The organism is Helicobacter sp. NHP22-001, from assembly GCF_030270165.1.
In the GTDB taxonomy this organism is placed as follows: domain Bacteria; phylum Campylobacterota; class Campylobacteria; order Campylobacterales; family Helicobacteraceae; genus Helicobacter; species Helicobacter gastrofelis.
On record NZ_BSWS01000006.1, the window covers coordinates 79,732 to 93,727 of the forward strand.

A 13,996-nucleotide genomic window follows, 5' to 3' on the forward strand; every position below is an offset into this window, starting at 1 on the left:
CTAATTATATATACTAACTAGACTATCAACTTATCTATAATTTAAGCTATAATTAAGTTTTAGAGAATTACAATCAAGTGTTTTTGAAAAATCTAGTAAAGGAGCTTAAGATGGATAAGCAACACGCCTTAGATGTATTGAACAGCAAACAACTGCACAATGTGGTGAAGTTATTTGAGAAGTATGCACAAGTGCCAGGAGCTGCAAACATTTATGTCAAAGACCTTGAAGGGGCTGCAAATCGCCTACACCAAAGAGGGGCAAGAGGAGGTCTTTAACCTTGCCTTCCCCCACACGCTTGAAAACTTTGAGGGCATCCGCGATGCGCTCATTGCTCTTTTGGGCGAAGACGCAGGGGTAGATGCCCAAAATATGCACCAAAATCCCCAATGGGGCTTTGGTCCTATGGGTTTTGGTCCACAAGCACAGAGCTTTGATCCGCACAATCCACAAGGAGGCTTTAATCCGCAAGGTTTTGGTCCCCAAAGTGGCTTTAATCTCCAAGCGCAACACCCCTTTAGTGGCTACGCCTCCTTTGGCGCACAAGGCCCACAAGGCGCAACCCCCCAACAAGGCTTTAACCCTCAAGCACAAGGTTTTCAAGGTTTTGGGGCGCAGGGCATGCCCTTTGCCCCCCATGGCATGTTCATGTTTGGCTTTATGCCCTTTTGGGGATTTGGGCCCATGGATTTTCACGCCCAAGCTCCACAATGGGGCTTTAACCCCCAAGGACAGATCCCACAAAATGGCTTTGATCCACAAAGCCCACAGCAAGGTTTTAACCCCCAAAACCCACAAGGGGGCTTTGGTCCGCAAGCGCAAGGTTTTAGCCCCCAGCACCCGCAAAATCGCTTAACAGAGTCAGCGCAAGCACAGCAAGCACAGCCACGAGATTAGTTTTTAGTGGGGCTTCGCCCCACGCCCCACACAACCCCCCACAGCCCCGCAAGTAGGAGGGCTTGCAGCAGCAAGCCCCCCCTAAACTCCAATAAATTGACCTTAGCAAAGTTGACCCAAAAGGGGGCGTAAAAATCCCAGCTAAGAGCCACTAAAGCCGCCCCCAAAACATTACCCACACCGACCATGACAGCCCCCAAATCCCCCTGCATAGAGCGATACATCCAGCCACACTCACACCCCCCAGCTAACACAATCCCCACGCCAAAAAGTAGCCCTCCTACGGCAATGCCTGGGCTCGCCCACAAGGTTTTGGCATGCAAGCCCAAATGCAAACACACAAAAATCCCCACACTCCCCACCGCCATCGCCCACACCAAAGCCTTTGCCTGTGCGCTCTGCTTTTGCACGAACAAGTGCCTAAAAGCGGCGGTGAAACAAATTTGCCCCTTCGAGATGACAAGGCCAAAGAACGCCCCGAAACATAGGGCGTAAAAGAGTTTGTGGTGCAAGTGCCACGCCAATACCCCAAAGCCCCCCACAGCACAAAATGCTAAAAGGGCATTTAACCTAGCGGGGGCTTGTTTGGTTGCGCCTTTAGAGCAACTTGTGCTAAAGTGCCTAAAGGCAAGCCCCATGCCAACTAAAGTCGCCGCTGTAAAAAACCACGCATGTAGGCTAAATTGGGGGATACCCGTTAAAAAGCTTGCCAAATTACACCCAAGCCCCAAGCGCGCCCCAAGCCCCGCCAAGAGCCCACCTAAAAGTGAGCGCCCCATTTGCGCTTTTGTGGGTAAATTGAAGCCCACACGCCCAGATAAGCTAGACGCACAGAGCATGCCACAAAACATGCCAAGAATCATCACCCCATCTATGCGCTCAAAGATATTGCCCTTTAAACCTATGATTTTAAAATATCCTAGCTTGTTTGTGTCCACGCCAAACAAGTTTAAAAGGCTTGCTCCCCACCTTGTAAATTCCCCCGTAACCGCCCAGTAAGTGCCGACCACGCCAAAGTAAAAGACAGAAGCCACAGACAGAGCCAAAACACAGGGCGCAAACGCCCATTTCTGTGTAAAAAAACCCCGCATAAAAAAATCCTAAATTGAAAATACGCTGAAAGTATAGGCGTGCTAGCCAAACTGGCTAAGGGTGTAAGAAACTTCATTTTATGCGTAAGGGGTTTAAAGGGGGTTTAAACTCTCGTGCATATACCAAAATCTTTTGGTGCAATGCGCCATGTCTTCAAATTTTAGCCTTTTGCTTGCGTGGGCTTAGGGCCGATTTGCGCCTCTATGGCTACGCCCTTGTTCAGCCAGTTTTCTAGGGTTTCTTTGCGCGCTTGGCGGTCTTGAATCTCTTGTTCTAACTTAGTAAGATCGGTGTCTTGTGAGGCTTGGCAAGCTTGAAGGACTTGGGCATGGTGTTTTCTAATGAGCGCAAGAATGTCTTCTTGTAGAGTTTCTAATTTTTTCTTTAGCTTTTCTTTAAATCCCTCCAACTCCTTTTCTGCGTTCTTTTGCATGGCTGAATCAATCCCCTCTAGCACAAGAGTGATAGCGGCTAAGATGGCTGCCCCCTTGGTTATCCACTTAGTAAAAATTGCGGTCTTTCCAAAAATATTTGTCAAAGCCTCAACAAAACTTGTCAATAACCCCGCAAACGCCGCGCTCCCAAAGAGATTTTTAAGTGTGCTTAAAATTTCCTCAAAATCGGATTTTTGATACTGAAAATGATAAGCTCCGCCCATCCCCTCTTCTCTCCATTTGTTGCCAATTTCTGCAAACTTCAAGCGCAACTCATCCTCCTCTAGCTTAAATCTTTCCTCTAAGACGCGCCTAAGCACCTCACCCTCCTCGCCTATCCAGCGTTCTATAAAGTCTTTGATGTTGTGAAGGTCTGTTTGGCTAAGGGCCTCTAGCAAACGCTCAAAATGTTGCTTGCAAAATGCCTCTAAAGATGTCTCGGCGTTGTCTATGGTTTCTTTGAGATGCTCAAACTCTAAAGACATGCCTCGGCGCTTCTCATCTAAAGTCTCCATCTCTTGGCGCACCGCCTCTAGTGCTGCTCTGCCTTTTTTAAGTGGGGGGTGCAAGAGCGCAATCATGGTGCTCTTTACAGATTCTAAAGCCAAGTGCTGCGCCCCATTGGCCTTAATTTTTGCCTCTGTGGCTTGCTGTAAAAGACCTATACGTGAGAGTTGCCCAAACTCTTTAGGGTTCTTGAGCCAATGATCGATGCCCTCATCATAGGGGTTAGCCGCCACAGCCACAATGTCTAGCTTTTGGGCTTGCTCGAGACTAATGATCCCTTGTAACTCCTTGCACACCGTCTCTTTTTTGATCTCTAATGTGCGTTTGTAGCCTTCTTCGTTTTTGAGATTCACCACCTCATCAAATTTAGAGAGCACAAACACGCTTCTAGGCAAGAGATCGAGCTCTTGAAACAGCCAGCGCAACTCTTCGTGCTGACTCTCTTTAATGGGGTTACTTGGGTCCATCACATACAGCACTAAATGCGCCTCGCTCACATACTTTTTAGTGATGTCCTTGTATTTTTGCACGCCATTTGCCCCGTATTTTTCTTTAAAGCCAAAGAGTCCGGGAGTATCCACCAATTCAATGCCCCCCTTGACTGCGTAAATTTTCACCTCATCCGTAGATTCCTCATGGGCGATTTTCATTTTTTTAGCTTGCTCTAAATCCCCAAGCCACGCCGCTGCAATGGAGGTTTTGCCACAAGAAAACTCCCCCACCAGCACTACCTGTAATATACCCTGCTCTTTGGCATGGGTGATCTTTTCCTCAAAGCCCCTCTCTTCAACCATCCCCAGCCCCTCCCCCTCGCGCATAAATTCCGCCAGCGCATCTAAGAGAGCCCCCATTTGTCCGCTCTTGTCTAATCCTTGCACCCTTCACTCCCTTCTTTAAATGGTTGGCTACACGCTTTTAAGCGCGCCACACTTGTATTTAAATCCGCACACAACCCCTCCCCCTGCTCCAACATCTCCTCTAAACGCTTGCCAATGGCCTGTTGGCACTTCTCTAGTGCTTGGCGCACCCCCTCAAGAAGCACCCCCTTCTCTAGCACGCTTAACAATCCTTGAGCCAGTTTTAGTTTGCCCTCCAGTTCTTGTTTGTCCAAGATATTCCAAAAATACAGATCCTCGAGCTTAGCCTTAATCTTTTGGATTTCCTCCTGCACCTCTTTAAGACCCATAAGACCCACGGCACACTTTAGGCATTTAAGGGCATGATCTAAGGTCTTATTAAAAGCCTTGCGTTGCTCGCTTCTCTTATAATCATCATCAAGGGCTTTTCTAACCCCCTTATACAGCAAAAGCCCCCCAGCCGCCACAGTCACCACAAGACCAGCTATCCCCAGAGGATTCCATATATTTGCCAAGTCAAACAAAAACAAGCCCGCAAAGGTCGCCCCTGCGCCTCCAAGATTGAACCAATCAAATCCGCTGTCCGTCTCAAAAGTGTGGCCGCCAAAGTTATGGCCATGCTTGTCAAAATCCGCGCCATGGCGCTTGAGCACGCCCGCCTTGAGCCGGATTTCACGCACCAAAGCCTCTATGTCCGCTTTGAATTGATGATCGCACGCCTCTAGCGTGTCTTTCACCTTTGCAGCAAACACTTGGGCTTGCTCTTTTAAAACCTCCTTAGTCTTTGCCTCAAAGCCCTCATCGCTTAAAAGTGAAGTGCGGATGTGTCTATACATGGCATCCTCGCTGGTGTTTTTAAAGCGCACAATGAGATTATCCAACTCTTTTTTTAAAGATACAAGCGTTTTTTGGCACAACAGATCAAGCTTGGGGATTTTTAAATCCACGCTTTCTTTAAACGCCTTGTGGCACTCTTGCATGGTGTTCAGGGCTTGGTGGGCGCACTCGGCGCAACGCTGTAGGGCACAAAAGGCCTTGTAACATTGGGCTTGATAGACGATCTCTTGCTGTTGCTTGGCGATTTTTTGGAGCAAATGACATAAGTCGTCAAAGTGGCTCCACTCTAAAAGTCTGGCTGTGCTTGTGTGCACTAAAAAATCCTTTTGATCAAAGAGAAAGCCTTTGGGGTCTTTGGGGTCTAAACACTTTGCCAATGCCAAAAACGCCACATAAGCACACACGCTTCTATGCCCTTGGTAGTGTGGCCCTAAGACCTCGCGCATTTTAGCGTCTGCGTCCTCTAGGGCGTGTTTTTCACTGCCAACTAGGGGTTTTTGTAACAACTTAGGGTTTGTTACGCCCTTGTTGTGGAAAAAATAGACCCGGCTTTGGTCGTTTAAGTAGCTTTTGATCTTGTGAAGTGTGCCCTCTTGGGGGGGCGTGGGGTTTTTAGAAATGTAAAAAATGACATGGGCTTTGGCGCAAGCCTCTTTAATAAATTTTTCAACCTGCGCCTCATCGCCCTCGATTCCGGGCATGTCTAATAGGGTAACTTCCCCCCCCCCCCCCCCCCATTCGCAAGGGTGAAGGTGTAAGGGGTGATCGCTTGGGTAAAATCTACGTGGGCATCAATGATCGCCCCATCGGCTAAAGGCGTTGTGTCCCCCCGCGCTTCTTGAAACAAGCGCTGTTCTAATGCCTTGCTTGGCTCGTTGAAAAAAAGGCGCAACGCCTCAATGAGCGTGGATTTACCCGCATTGGTTTCGCCAAAAAGGGCGATCGTAATCTTCGGCTTTTGCTCTGTTTCTAAGTCTTCTAGCCGTCTTAAACTTTGGGACTTCAGCCCTTCAAAATCTGCTCGCGCGCTTTCCAACCACGCCCCAAAGATTGGGTGTTTCTTTGATTGGCTAAAAATCTCGGTGATTTTAGCTAATTCCTTTCTCGCACTAGCAGTGCTTGGGTGTGAATGCACCGATCAATCCTCGATCACTTCTATCACTTCTTTGATCAGAAGATACGCCCCATACCCCAATAACCCAAAGAGCAAACAACAGTCAAAAACTTTCTGTTGTTGGCCGTTTAAAAACCAAAGTGGCATGCAAACCCCCTTAAAAATTTCCGCCCATTGTATCTAATTTTGTCTAACTTTTTTATAAATCACAGGATTTAGCCCAAGAATAACGCAACTCATTTAAGGGGATCAACTGCCCCTTTTGGTGAACGTAAAAATAGTCCCAACCATTGTGGTTGAGTTTATTTAAAATTTTTGCGCTCATTTTGTGGATGGATAAAACCACTCCGCTGCCATCTTGCACTTGTCCGCTTGCCAAGACTTGGCAAGCCCTAGCTTTGCTAGGCGTGTATAAAACTTGCCCCACTTGCAAATACCCCGATTAACTAGGGTTTTCATCGGCACTTTGGGGGTCTTTTTTCATACTCTAGAGCACTAAAAGCGTCCATAGTAACGGGCGTATTTGCTATCCTAGCTAGGGCGGCTTGTGCGTAGTCTGGGTCTTTTTCAATGTCTAAGAAGTTGCGCCCCAAACGTTTCGCCACCGCCCCCGTGGTGCCCGTGTCAAAGAAGGGATCAAGCACCAAATCCCTCGGCTTAGTTACCATTAACAGCTGACACAAAGACTGCCTTTAAGCGCACACTGACACTCCCTAAGCCACGCTTGGCTAAAGCTGTCGTAATGGGGCGAAGTCTTTAAATTTGTCCCATTCTGCGCTCACTGCGCTAAACTTAGTCTCACCCACTCTTAAGAATTCCCCCTGAAGTTGACAGAAAATAAGGCGGATCGGTAAAGATAAATCCACACTTGCGCTAGGCAAGGTCTTTAAAAGCTCAAGGCAATCGCCTTGTAAAACGGTGTTGGCGTGCGAACCTAGCGTTCGATCACTTCAGTTTTTAAGCCTTGTTTTTCTAGTTCTGCTAAGAAAGGATCGGGGTCGAGCTGCTCTAAATTAAACACCCCCTTAGAGTTTTCACCCCCCCAAATGCCCTTACAGATCATCATCGCCCCCACCACAGCGGGCACGCCCGTGGTGTAGCTGATGGCTTGTGCGCCGACCTCTTCATAACATTTTTGGTGGTCGCAGACATTATAAATATAAAGCCGTTTTTCCTTCTTGTTTTTTGTGCCGTGGATGTAGCACCCGATGTTGGTTTTGCCCGTGGTTTGACCTGCAAGATTAGCTGGATCGGGCAAGAGCTGTTTTAAAATTTGGATGGGCACGACTTTACCCACTTTGCCATCGACTAAGGGCACTTCTATGGGTTCAATGCCCAACATCCCCACATTGCCCAAACAACGCATATGGTTAAGGTAGTTGTCCGAGAAGGTCATAAAAAAGCGGATGCGTTTTAGTCCCTTAATGTGTTTAACTAGGGACTCTAATTCCTCGTGGTAGAGCAAGTAAGAAGCCCTTTCGCCAATCTCAGGGTACGCCCAAGTTTGTTTGATTTCTAGGGGGGCGGTTTCGATCCACGCCCCGTTTTCGTAGTAACGGCCCCTTGCGCTCACCTCCCTTAAATTGATCTCGGGATTGAAGTTGGTGGCAAAGGGGTAGGGGTGCGTGCCGGCGTTGCAGTCTAAAATGTCGATGTTGTAGATTTCATCAAAATGATGCTTTTGGGCGTGGGCGCAAAAGACATTGGTTACGCCCGGATCAAAGCCGCTGCCTAAAAGCGCAAAAATCTGCGCATCTTTATAGGCCTTGTCAAACGCCCACTGCTCTTTATACTCAAACTTGGCAAGGTCGGGGTGTTCATAGTTGGCGGTGTCTAGGTAGTTTGTTTTTGTTTGTAGACATGCTTGCATGATGGTGAGATCTTGGTAAGGTAGGGCGATGTTTAAGACCACTTTAGGTTTGTATTTCTCAATCAACGCCACGACTTCCTGCACGCTGTCAGCATCCACTTGCTCGCAGATGATTTCGCCTAGCCCCTTGGCTTTCACACTATTAGCGATGGCTTGGCATTTAGACAAGGTGCGGCTAGCCAGCACCACCCTTTCAAATAAGTGGCGGTTTTGGGCGAGCTTGTGTGCCACCACGCGCCCCACGCCCCCCGCTCCAATTTGTAAGACCGTGAGCATTCTATCCCTTTGTCAAAGATTGGGTTACGAATGTGCTATTATACAAGTTATATTTTACCCTTTGGTTAAACAAGATTAGGAAGTGCGATGGCAAAGGTGATCGAGTTTAATGTTTATGCGACTTTGGTTTGTATGGTGGGGGTCTTGCTTTTAGGGCGCTTTGTGATCCGCCATGTGAAGTTTCTTAAAGACTACGACATCCCCGATCCTGTGGTGGGGGGGGTGATCGTTGCCTTTGTGATCATGCTCGCCCATCACTTCTACAACTTTAAACTCGTGCTCGATTCCAGCCTCAAAGAGCCTTTAATGCTGACCTTTTTCATCACCATAGGCTTGAGTGCGGACTTTGCCTCCCTAAAAAAGGGGGGTAAAATGCTCGTGGTGTTCTTGATCGCCGTGGGTATCTTTGTGATCGTGCAGGACTTGGTGGGCGTGGGTGTGGCAAGCATGATTGGCGTGAATCCTTTAATGGGCTTACTTGGCGGCTCAATTTCGCTCACCGGCGGGCATGGCACTAGTGCGGCGTGGTCCTCCACCTTCTCGCAGGCCCCCTACAACTTCCCCCAAAGCTTGGAAGTCTCCATCGTGTGCGCCACCTTTGGGCTAGTGAGTGGGGGGATCATCGGTGGGCCCGTGGCGTGCTACTTGATCAAACGCTACAAACTCGAGCCTAACAAACAAACAACAGAACAACAAGAACACGAGCCCATGCTCGTCTTTGAAGCCCCTAAACAAGAGCGCCTCATCACGGCTAATAGCTTCATTGAGAGTTTGGCGTTGGTGAGCATCGCGCTTCTTGTGGGGACTTTCATCGCCAAACACGCCACTTCCGTGCATTTGGGTAGTTTCACCCTACCCACCCTACCCACCTTTGTGTGGTGCTTGTTTGTGGGCGTGCTTTTAAGAAACATCTCCACTTACAGCAACATCCATAAAGTCTTTGATCGCGAAATCAGTGTGATCGGCAATGTGAGCCTGAGCCTCTTTCTCGCCTTTGCTTTAATGAGCATCAATCTCATGGAGCTTGTGAATTTAGCTTTACCCATTGCCATTATCCTCACCGTGCAGGTGGCGGTGATGATCCTTTATAGCGTGTTTGTCACCTTTCGCATGTGTGGCAAAAGCTATGACGCGGCGGTGCTAAGCGCGGGGCATTGTGGCTTTGGGCTAGGCGCAACCCCCACGGCGATGGTGAACATGCAAACCATCACCAACCACTACGGGCCAAGCCATGTCGCCTTCATTGTCGTGCCCTTGGTGGGGGCGTTTTTCGTAGACATCATCAACGCGTTGACCATTAAAGGCTTTCTAGCCCTGCCCTTCCACTACTAAATGCTCTTTGAGATTGTGATGCGTGCGTGCATAGAGCGCGCATGGCAGAGCCAGACTTTAGCCCTACCCAACCCCAGCGTGGCGTGCGCCCTGCTTAGCCCTACTAATGAAGTGCTTGCCCTACAAGCCCACACCAAAGCCCACACCCCGCATGCTGAAGTTTTAGCCCTAAGACAAGCCTTCAACGCCCTAAGCTCCACGCCCTACCCAGCCCACCTAGACCCCCTAGACAAAGAAGCCAACTACCGCTTTCTTGCCCAAAACCACAGCGGGCTTTTTAAAGATTGCACCCTCGTTGTAACCCTAGAGCCTTGCAACCACTTTGGCAAGACCCCCCCCTGCGCCGTGCTTTTAGAGCAAGTGCGCCCTAAAAGGGTGGTGGTGGGCGCACTAGAGACCAGCGCAAAGGCTAGTGGGGGTTTAAAGCGTCTCAAACAAACGGGCATAGAAGTTTTAAGCGGAGTGCTTGAAAAGCCCTGCAATGACCTACTCACCCCCTTTATGTGCCTAGAGAACAAGGGGGCGTTTAATCTCTTTAAAATCGCCACAAGGCTAGATGGCTCTTATTTGGGCAAAATCTCAGGGCAAGAGAGCCAAATTTTTACCCATAACCAGCGCACCATCGCAAATCACCTCATCATTTCAGGCAAGAGTGTCCGCACCGATCGCCCCACCTTAAACGCCCGCCTTGCCACCCCGCCCTATGAGGGCTTATGCCATGTCGCCATTTTAACAAGGGACACCGCCCCCCTTGATTTGAGTATCCCCCTTTTTGGCGTGAAAGGGCGCAGGGTGCAGGTGTGCCACGAGGTGGAGCAACTGCCCTTACAACAAGGCTTTAATGTCCTTGAGGGTGGGTGGGGGCTCTTTGAGAGCTTGCGCAATTACATCGATATGCTCTTAATCCACACCAACGCTAGTTTGCAAGAAGGGACGCAAGGGCTAGCCCACCACTGCACCCAAAACTTTAAACCCTTGCATAGCCAAATTTTAGGGCAGGACATGTTGGCGTGGTTGGCATGAGATTTTACCAGCCCCTCAAGGGCTACGCCTACAACAGCACGAGCTTGTTTTTAGCCCACTTTGCCACGCCTTTTATTAAAAGGGGCGATAAGCTCTTAGACATCGGGGCGGGCTGCGGGGTGGTGGGGCTGCTTTGCGCTAGGGAGTTTAAAAACCCCCTAGATTTGGTGGAGATCGATTATGAAATGGCATTTTTTGCACGGCTCAATTGCCAAAACGCCCCCCACGCTAGAGTGCACCACAGCGACTTTTTAAATTGCCCCCTAGAGCCCAATTCTTACGCCGTGGTGCTCTCCAATCCCCCCTACTACCCCAAAAACAGCCTCAAAAGCCCGCATAGCCAAAAAGCCCAAGCCACCAACCAAAGCTACTTGCCCTTGTTAGACTTTTGCGCCAAAGCCGCACAGCTGTTAAAACCACAGGGCTACTTTGTGCTCTGCTACCACGCCAGCCTCGCCGATAGCCTGCTTGCTGCCTTGCAACAAGCCAAGTTAAAGCCCGCCCTGCTACGCTTCGTCCATCCCTTTAAAAACCACAAGGCGAGTTTAATTTTATGTGCCGCGAGAAAAAACAGCAAGAGCTATTTAAGGATAGACCCGCCCTTAATCACGCACAACTCCAAAAACCAACAAGACAACACCCCCGAGGTGGCACACATCTATGAAAAATTTAAAACCCACAGCATCAAGGCCTCCCTTGCCTAATTGCACCCATTGTAAACTGCCCTGCCAAAACGAAGTTTTAACCTTAGAGCAGGAAAACACCCCCCCCCTTGTCTTTTGCTGTGCGGGCTGCAAGCAGGTTTATACGCTTTTGCACGACCTGCAACTAGAGAGCTTTTACGACAAATTAGGCGCAAAGCCCCTAGCCCCCATCGCCCCCCCCAAAGCCCACGCCAAGGAGCATTACAGCTCCAAAGCCTTTTTAGACAAATTCACCACGCCCCTAGAAAATGGGCTACTAGAAGTGGCGCTGCTGCTGGAGAACATCCATTGCGCCGCCTGTGTGTGGCTCATTGAGCATGTACTTTTGAAACAAAAAGGCATTTATGGCGTGCAGACCAATTACACCACGCAGCGGGCGTTTGTGCGCTTTGAGCCAACAGAAATCGACATCGCCGCCATTTTAGATGCGGTGGCGGCGATCGGCTATCAGGCGCAAGTGTATGACCCTAGGGTGCAAGACAACCACGCCAAAAAGCAACAAGAAAAAGCCTTCATCGCCCTTGTAGTGGGGGTGTTTGCCAGCATGAATATCATGTTCATTGCCATCGCCGACTATGCGGGCTACTTTTCGGGCATGGACATACATATGGCGTTTAAGCTGCACATCGCCTCGTGGGCGCTCGCCTCGCTTGCGCTTTTCATCACGGGGGCGGTGTTTTTAAAAGGGGCGTTTTATGGCTTAAAACACGGCGTGGTGGGCATGGATCTCAGTGTGAGCGTGGGCGCACTGGGCGTGTATCTTTACTCCATTTACGCCACCTTTAGCGGGGCGCGCCCTTATTTTGAGTCGGTGAGCATGCTCATCACCTTGGTGTATCTTTCTAAATTTTTAGAGCTTAAAGCCAAGCACCGCGCCAACGCTCTATTAGACAGCCTGCAAAGTGCCCTACCCTTGCAGGTGGCGGTGGTTGAGCTTGAGGAGGGGCAAATTAAAAGGGTGCTCAAAGACCCGCAGGACATAGAGGTGGGTGCACTGGTGGAGGTCTTGCCCGGGGAGTGTGTGGCGCTTGATGGCGTGCTAGAGAGTGAAAACGCAGAAGTGAGCACCCAAGCCTTTAATGGGGAGAGTTTGCCGACCACTTTAGAAAAAGGGCAAAGCGTGCTCTCGGGTTGTGTCAATTTGTCGGGGGCTTTCACCTACAGGGTGGGCGCGCCCTTTAAAGCCTCGTTTTTAAGCCAAATGGTGGAGCTCGTGCAAAAAAGCTTTTTAGAAAAGCCCAAATTGCAAGAGAGAGCGGACAAACTCGCCCGCTATTTTGGGGGGGCTGTGCTTGCCTTAGCTGGGCTTGGCTTTGTCTTTTGGGCGTTTATGGCAAGCATAGCGCAGGGCTTTTTTGTGGCGATGAGCGTAGTCGTGGTCGCCTGCCCCTGCGCCTTTGCTTTGGCTGCGCCCATTGCCTTGGTGCTAGGCAGCAACGCCGCTTTTAAAAAGGGGGTTTTGTTTAAGAAAAACAGCAGTTTAGAAAGCCTAGCCAAGGCAAGCACTTTATTTTTAGACAAGACGGGCACGCTCACTAAGAGTTTATTGCAAGTGCAAAGCCGCAGCACACACGCCCCCTATGATTTGGGGCAACTTTTGGGCTTGCTGTGGCACAACCCTCATCCCATCGCCAAGAGTTTATGTGCTTTCTTTAAAGAGCAGGCACAGCCCGCCCTCGTAGAAAACCTCAAACAAGAAAACGGCGGGCTTGAAGCGCGTTGCGGGGGGCATATCTTGCATGGCGGGTCGGTGGCGTATTTAGAAAGTAAGGGCGTGTCGGTGGGGGATTTAAAGGCGGACTTTGTCTACAGCGTGGATCGCAAATTAAAGGCGAGTTTTAGCTTGCAGGCAAGTTTAAAGCCCCAAGCCCTAGAAGTGGTGCAAGGCTTAAAGTCTATAAGGTTAAAGATCGCTATTTTAAGCGGGGATGGCTCGCCTAGCGTGTTTAAGATTGCTAAAGAGTTAGATTTGCCCTGTTTTGCCCCTTTAAGCCCGCAAGAAAAATTAGCGCATGTGCAAAGTGCCCTAGCACAAAAGGAGGTCGTGGTGATGGTGGGCGATGGCTTGAACGACACGGCGAGCCTCGCTACAAGCCAAGTGTCTATGTGCATGCACGAGGGGCATGACTTGAGCCTGCTTTATAGCGACATTATCTTGCTCAACAACAGTCTAGAGGGGGTGCAAATCGCCTTCAATGTAGCCAAAAGCACCCACCAGCGCATCAAACAAAACCTCGCCATCAGCGCGCTTTACAACGCCCTTTTTATCCCCCTAGCCCTGTGCGGCGCGATCACACCCCTAATTGCTGCTGTTGGCATGGGGCTTAGCTCGCTCTTGGTGGTGGCTAACAGCTTTAGATTGCGCTTGTAAATAAATTAAGAGTTAGCCCCGATCTCCACATCAATCCATTTAAATTCGCCGTAAGTCTTGCGGATGGCTTCCTTAAGTTTTTCAAAGCTCCCACAATCATTTTTAAAATTGCCCAGTAAGCACCCTGCGCTGAATTTATGACAATTCAACTCAGAATCATCTATGGGAAACCACGCGTATTCTTTGCCTCTTGCTCTACTCCCTGCGCTTTCAACAGCTGTTCTAACTCTTTGAGCTACTTTTTCTAAGCCAAGCGAATTACCATCTTTGCCACAGGCAATATAAATTTTTCCGCCCTCTTTAAGCTTGCCATCTCTTTCATCCTCTAGGCGCGTTAAAAAGTGGCGGGGGTGGGCATATCTGATGTAAGCCTTGCCATCCTTGTCGGTTACTTCTGCGATGAGATTATCCCCAATATAAATACCCGAATGTGCAACCCAAAAGCGTATATCACAATATAAAACACTTCCGGGTTTAGCATACCCTTCTAGACTTGTGATTTTTGCCATGAAAAACTCCTTTGACAGATTTTTACCGCATCCACCCACTAATGCCAGTCCTCAAGATTGTGGATTGTGGATTGTGGATTGTGGATTGTGGATTGTGGATTGTGGATTGTGGATTGTGGATTGTGGATTGTGGATTGTGGATTGTGGATTGTGGATTGTGGATTGTGGATTGT

Annotated in this window: 12 protein-coding genes and 1 pseudogene; 5 read left to right on the forward strand and 8 right to left on the reverse strand. The window is 49.2% G+C overall.

From position 1 onward, the window contains the following. The first annotated feature begins 213 nt into the window (after positions 1-213). Positions 214-897 (forward strand): hypothetical protein, encoded by a 684-nt coding sequence (locus tag QSJ47_RS05830; protein ID WP_285602731.1) that lies wholly within the window; start codon positions 214-216, stop codon positions 895-897. Here QSJ47_RS05830 and yedE read toward each other — a convergent pair. From yedE to QSJ47_RS05870, 7 genes and pseudogenes are all read right to left on the reverse strand, one after another. Continuing rightward, on the reverse strand, positions 894-1,988 hold the full coding sequence (gene yedE / locus QSJ47_RS05835) for a selenium metabolism membrane protein YedE/FdhT (protein WP_285602732.1): 1,095 nt from the start codon (positions 1,986-1,988) through the stop codon (positions 894-896). The two genes, QSJ47_RS05830 and yedE, sit on opposite strands and share 4 nt — an antisense overlap. Positions 1,989-2,149: 161 nt before the next feature. Continuing rightward, complete coding sequence (locus QSJ47_RS05840) at positions 2,150-3,808, reverse strand: LeoA/HP0731 family dynamin-like GTPase (protein ID WP_285602733.1); 1,659 nt, start codon at positions 3,806-3,808, stop codon at positions 2,150-2,152. Further along, complete coding sequence (locus QSJ47_RS05845) at positions 3,796-5,325, reverse strand: hypothetical protein (RefSeq protein WP_285602734.1); 1,530 nt, start codon at positions 5,323-5,325, stop codon at positions 3,796-3,798. Before QSJ47_RS05845 ends, QSJ47_RS05840 begins: the two co-directional genes overlap by 13 nt. A 2-nt stretch (positions 5,326-5,327) precedes the next feature. Further along, positions 5,328-5,759, reverse strand: a complete 432-nt coding sequence (locus tag QSJ47_RS05850; protein ID WP_285602735.1) for a hypothetical protein — start codon at positions 5,757-5,759, stop codon at positions 5,328-5,330. Between the two features lie 3 nt (positions 5,760-5,762). Continuing rightward, positions 5,763-5,885 carry a hypothetical protein gene (locus QSJ47_RS05855; RefSeq protein ID WP_260321559.1) on the reverse strand — a complete coding sequence of 41 codons (123 nt, stop codon included), beginning with the start codon at positions 5,883-5,885 and terminating at the stop codon, positions 5,763-5,765. Between the two features lie 52 nt (positions 5,886-5,937). Further along, a pseudogene (locus tag QSJ47_RS08220) lies at positions 5,938-6,619 on the reverse strand (DNA methyltransferase). Between the two features lie 53 nt (positions 6,620-6,672). Continuing rightward, the gene (locus QSJ47_RS05870) at positions 6,673-7,884 is read right to left on the reverse strand and encodes a saccharopine dehydrogenase family protein (RefSeq protein ID WP_285602738.1); all 1,212 of its coding nucleotides are present in this window, start codon (positions 7,882-7,884) and stop codon (positions 6,673-6,675) included. 87 nt (positions 7,885-7,971) lie between these two features. On the opposite strand from QSJ47_RS05870, the gene gltS reads away from it, so the two are divergent. From gltS to QSJ47_RS05890, 4 genes are read left to right on the forward strand one after another with little or no spacing between them, the layout of a single operon-like run. After that, on the forward strand, positions 7,972-9,216 hold the full coding sequence (gltS, locus tag QSJ47_RS05875) for a sodium/glutamate symporter (RefSeq protein ID WP_285602739.1): 1,245 nt from the start codon (positions 7,972-7,974) through the stop codon (positions 9,214-9,216). 18 nt (positions 9,217-9,234) lie between these two features. After that, positions 9,235-10,239 carry a bifunctional diaminohydroxyphosphoribosylaminopyrimidine deaminase/5-amino-6-(5-phosphoribosylamino)uracil reductase RibD gene (ribD, locus tag QSJ47_RS05880; protein WP_285602740.1) on the forward strand — a complete coding sequence of 335 codons (1,005 nt, stop codon included), beginning with the start codon at positions 9,235-9,237 and terminating at the stop codon, positions 10,237-10,239. Further along, positions 10,236-10,943 carry a tRNA1(Val) (adenine(37)-N6)-methyltransferase gene (locus QSJ47_RS05885; protein ID WP_221271523.1) on the forward strand — a complete coding sequence of 236 codons (708 nt, stop codon included), beginning with the start codon at positions 10,236-10,238 and terminating at the stop codon, positions 10,941-10,943. Before ribD ends, QSJ47_RS05885 begins: the two co-directional genes overlap by 4 nt. Then, positions 10,936-13,314 carry a heavy metal translocating P-type ATPase gene (locus QSJ47_RS05890; protein ID WP_285602741.1) on the forward strand — a complete coding sequence of 793 codons (2,379 nt, stop codon included), beginning with the start codon at positions 10,936-10,938 and terminating at the stop codon, positions 13,312-13,314. The genes QSJ47_RS05885 and QSJ47_RS05890 overlap by 8 nt, the downstream gene beginning before the upstream one ends. A gap of 5 nt (positions 13,315-13,319) precedes the next feature. Here QSJ47_RS05890 and QSJ47_RS05895 read toward each other — a convergent pair whose 3' ends face one another. Continuing rightward, positions 13,320-13,823 carry a hypothetical protein gene (locus QSJ47_RS05895; protein WP_285602742.1) on the reverse strand — a complete coding sequence of 168 codons (504 nt, stop codon included), beginning with the start codon at positions 13,821-13,823 and terminating at the stop codon, positions 13,320-13,322. Between the last annotated feature and the right edge of the window lie 173 nt (positions 13,824-13,996).

Excerpts from the sequence above, each read along its gene's own strand:
- QSJ47_RS05830 (WP_285602731.1), top strand. The coding sequence starts at position 214 with ATGTCAAAGACCTTGAAGGGGCTGCAAATCGCCTACACCAAAGAGGGG.
- yedE (WP_285602732.1), bottom strand. The coding sequence starts at position 1,988 with ATGCGGGGTTTTTTTACACAGAAATGGGCGTTTGCGCCCTGTGTTTTG.
- QSJ47_RS05845 (WP_285602734.1), bottom strand. The coding sequence starts at position 5,325 with ATGCCCGGAATCGAGGGCGATGAGGCGCAGGTTGAAAAATTTATTAAA.
- QSJ47_RS05855 (WP_260321559.1), bottom strand. The coding sequence starts at position 5,885 with ATGCCACTTTGGTTTTTAAACGGCCAACAACAGAAAGTTTTTGACTGT.
- QSJ47_RS05870 (WP_285602738.1), bottom strand. The coding sequence starts at position 7,884 with ATGCTCACGGTCTTACAAATTGGAGCGGGGGGCGTGGGGCGCGTGGTG.
- gltS (WP_285602739.1), top strand. The coding sequence starts at position 7,972 with ATGGCAAAGGTGATCGAGTTTAATGTTTATGCGACTTTGGTTTGTATG.
- ribD (WP_285602740.1), top strand. The coding sequence starts at position 9,235 with ATGCGTGCGTGCATAGAGCGCGCATGGCAGAGCCAGACTTTAGCCCTA.
- QSJ47_RS05885 (WP_221271523.1), top strand. The coding sequence starts at position 10,236 with ATGAGATTTTACCAGCCCCTCAAGGGCTACGCCTACAACAGCACGAGC.
- QSJ47_RS05895 (WP_285602742.1), bottom strand. The coding sequence starts at position 13,823 with ATGGCAAAAATCACAAGTCTAGAAGGGTATGCTAAACCCGGAAGTGTT.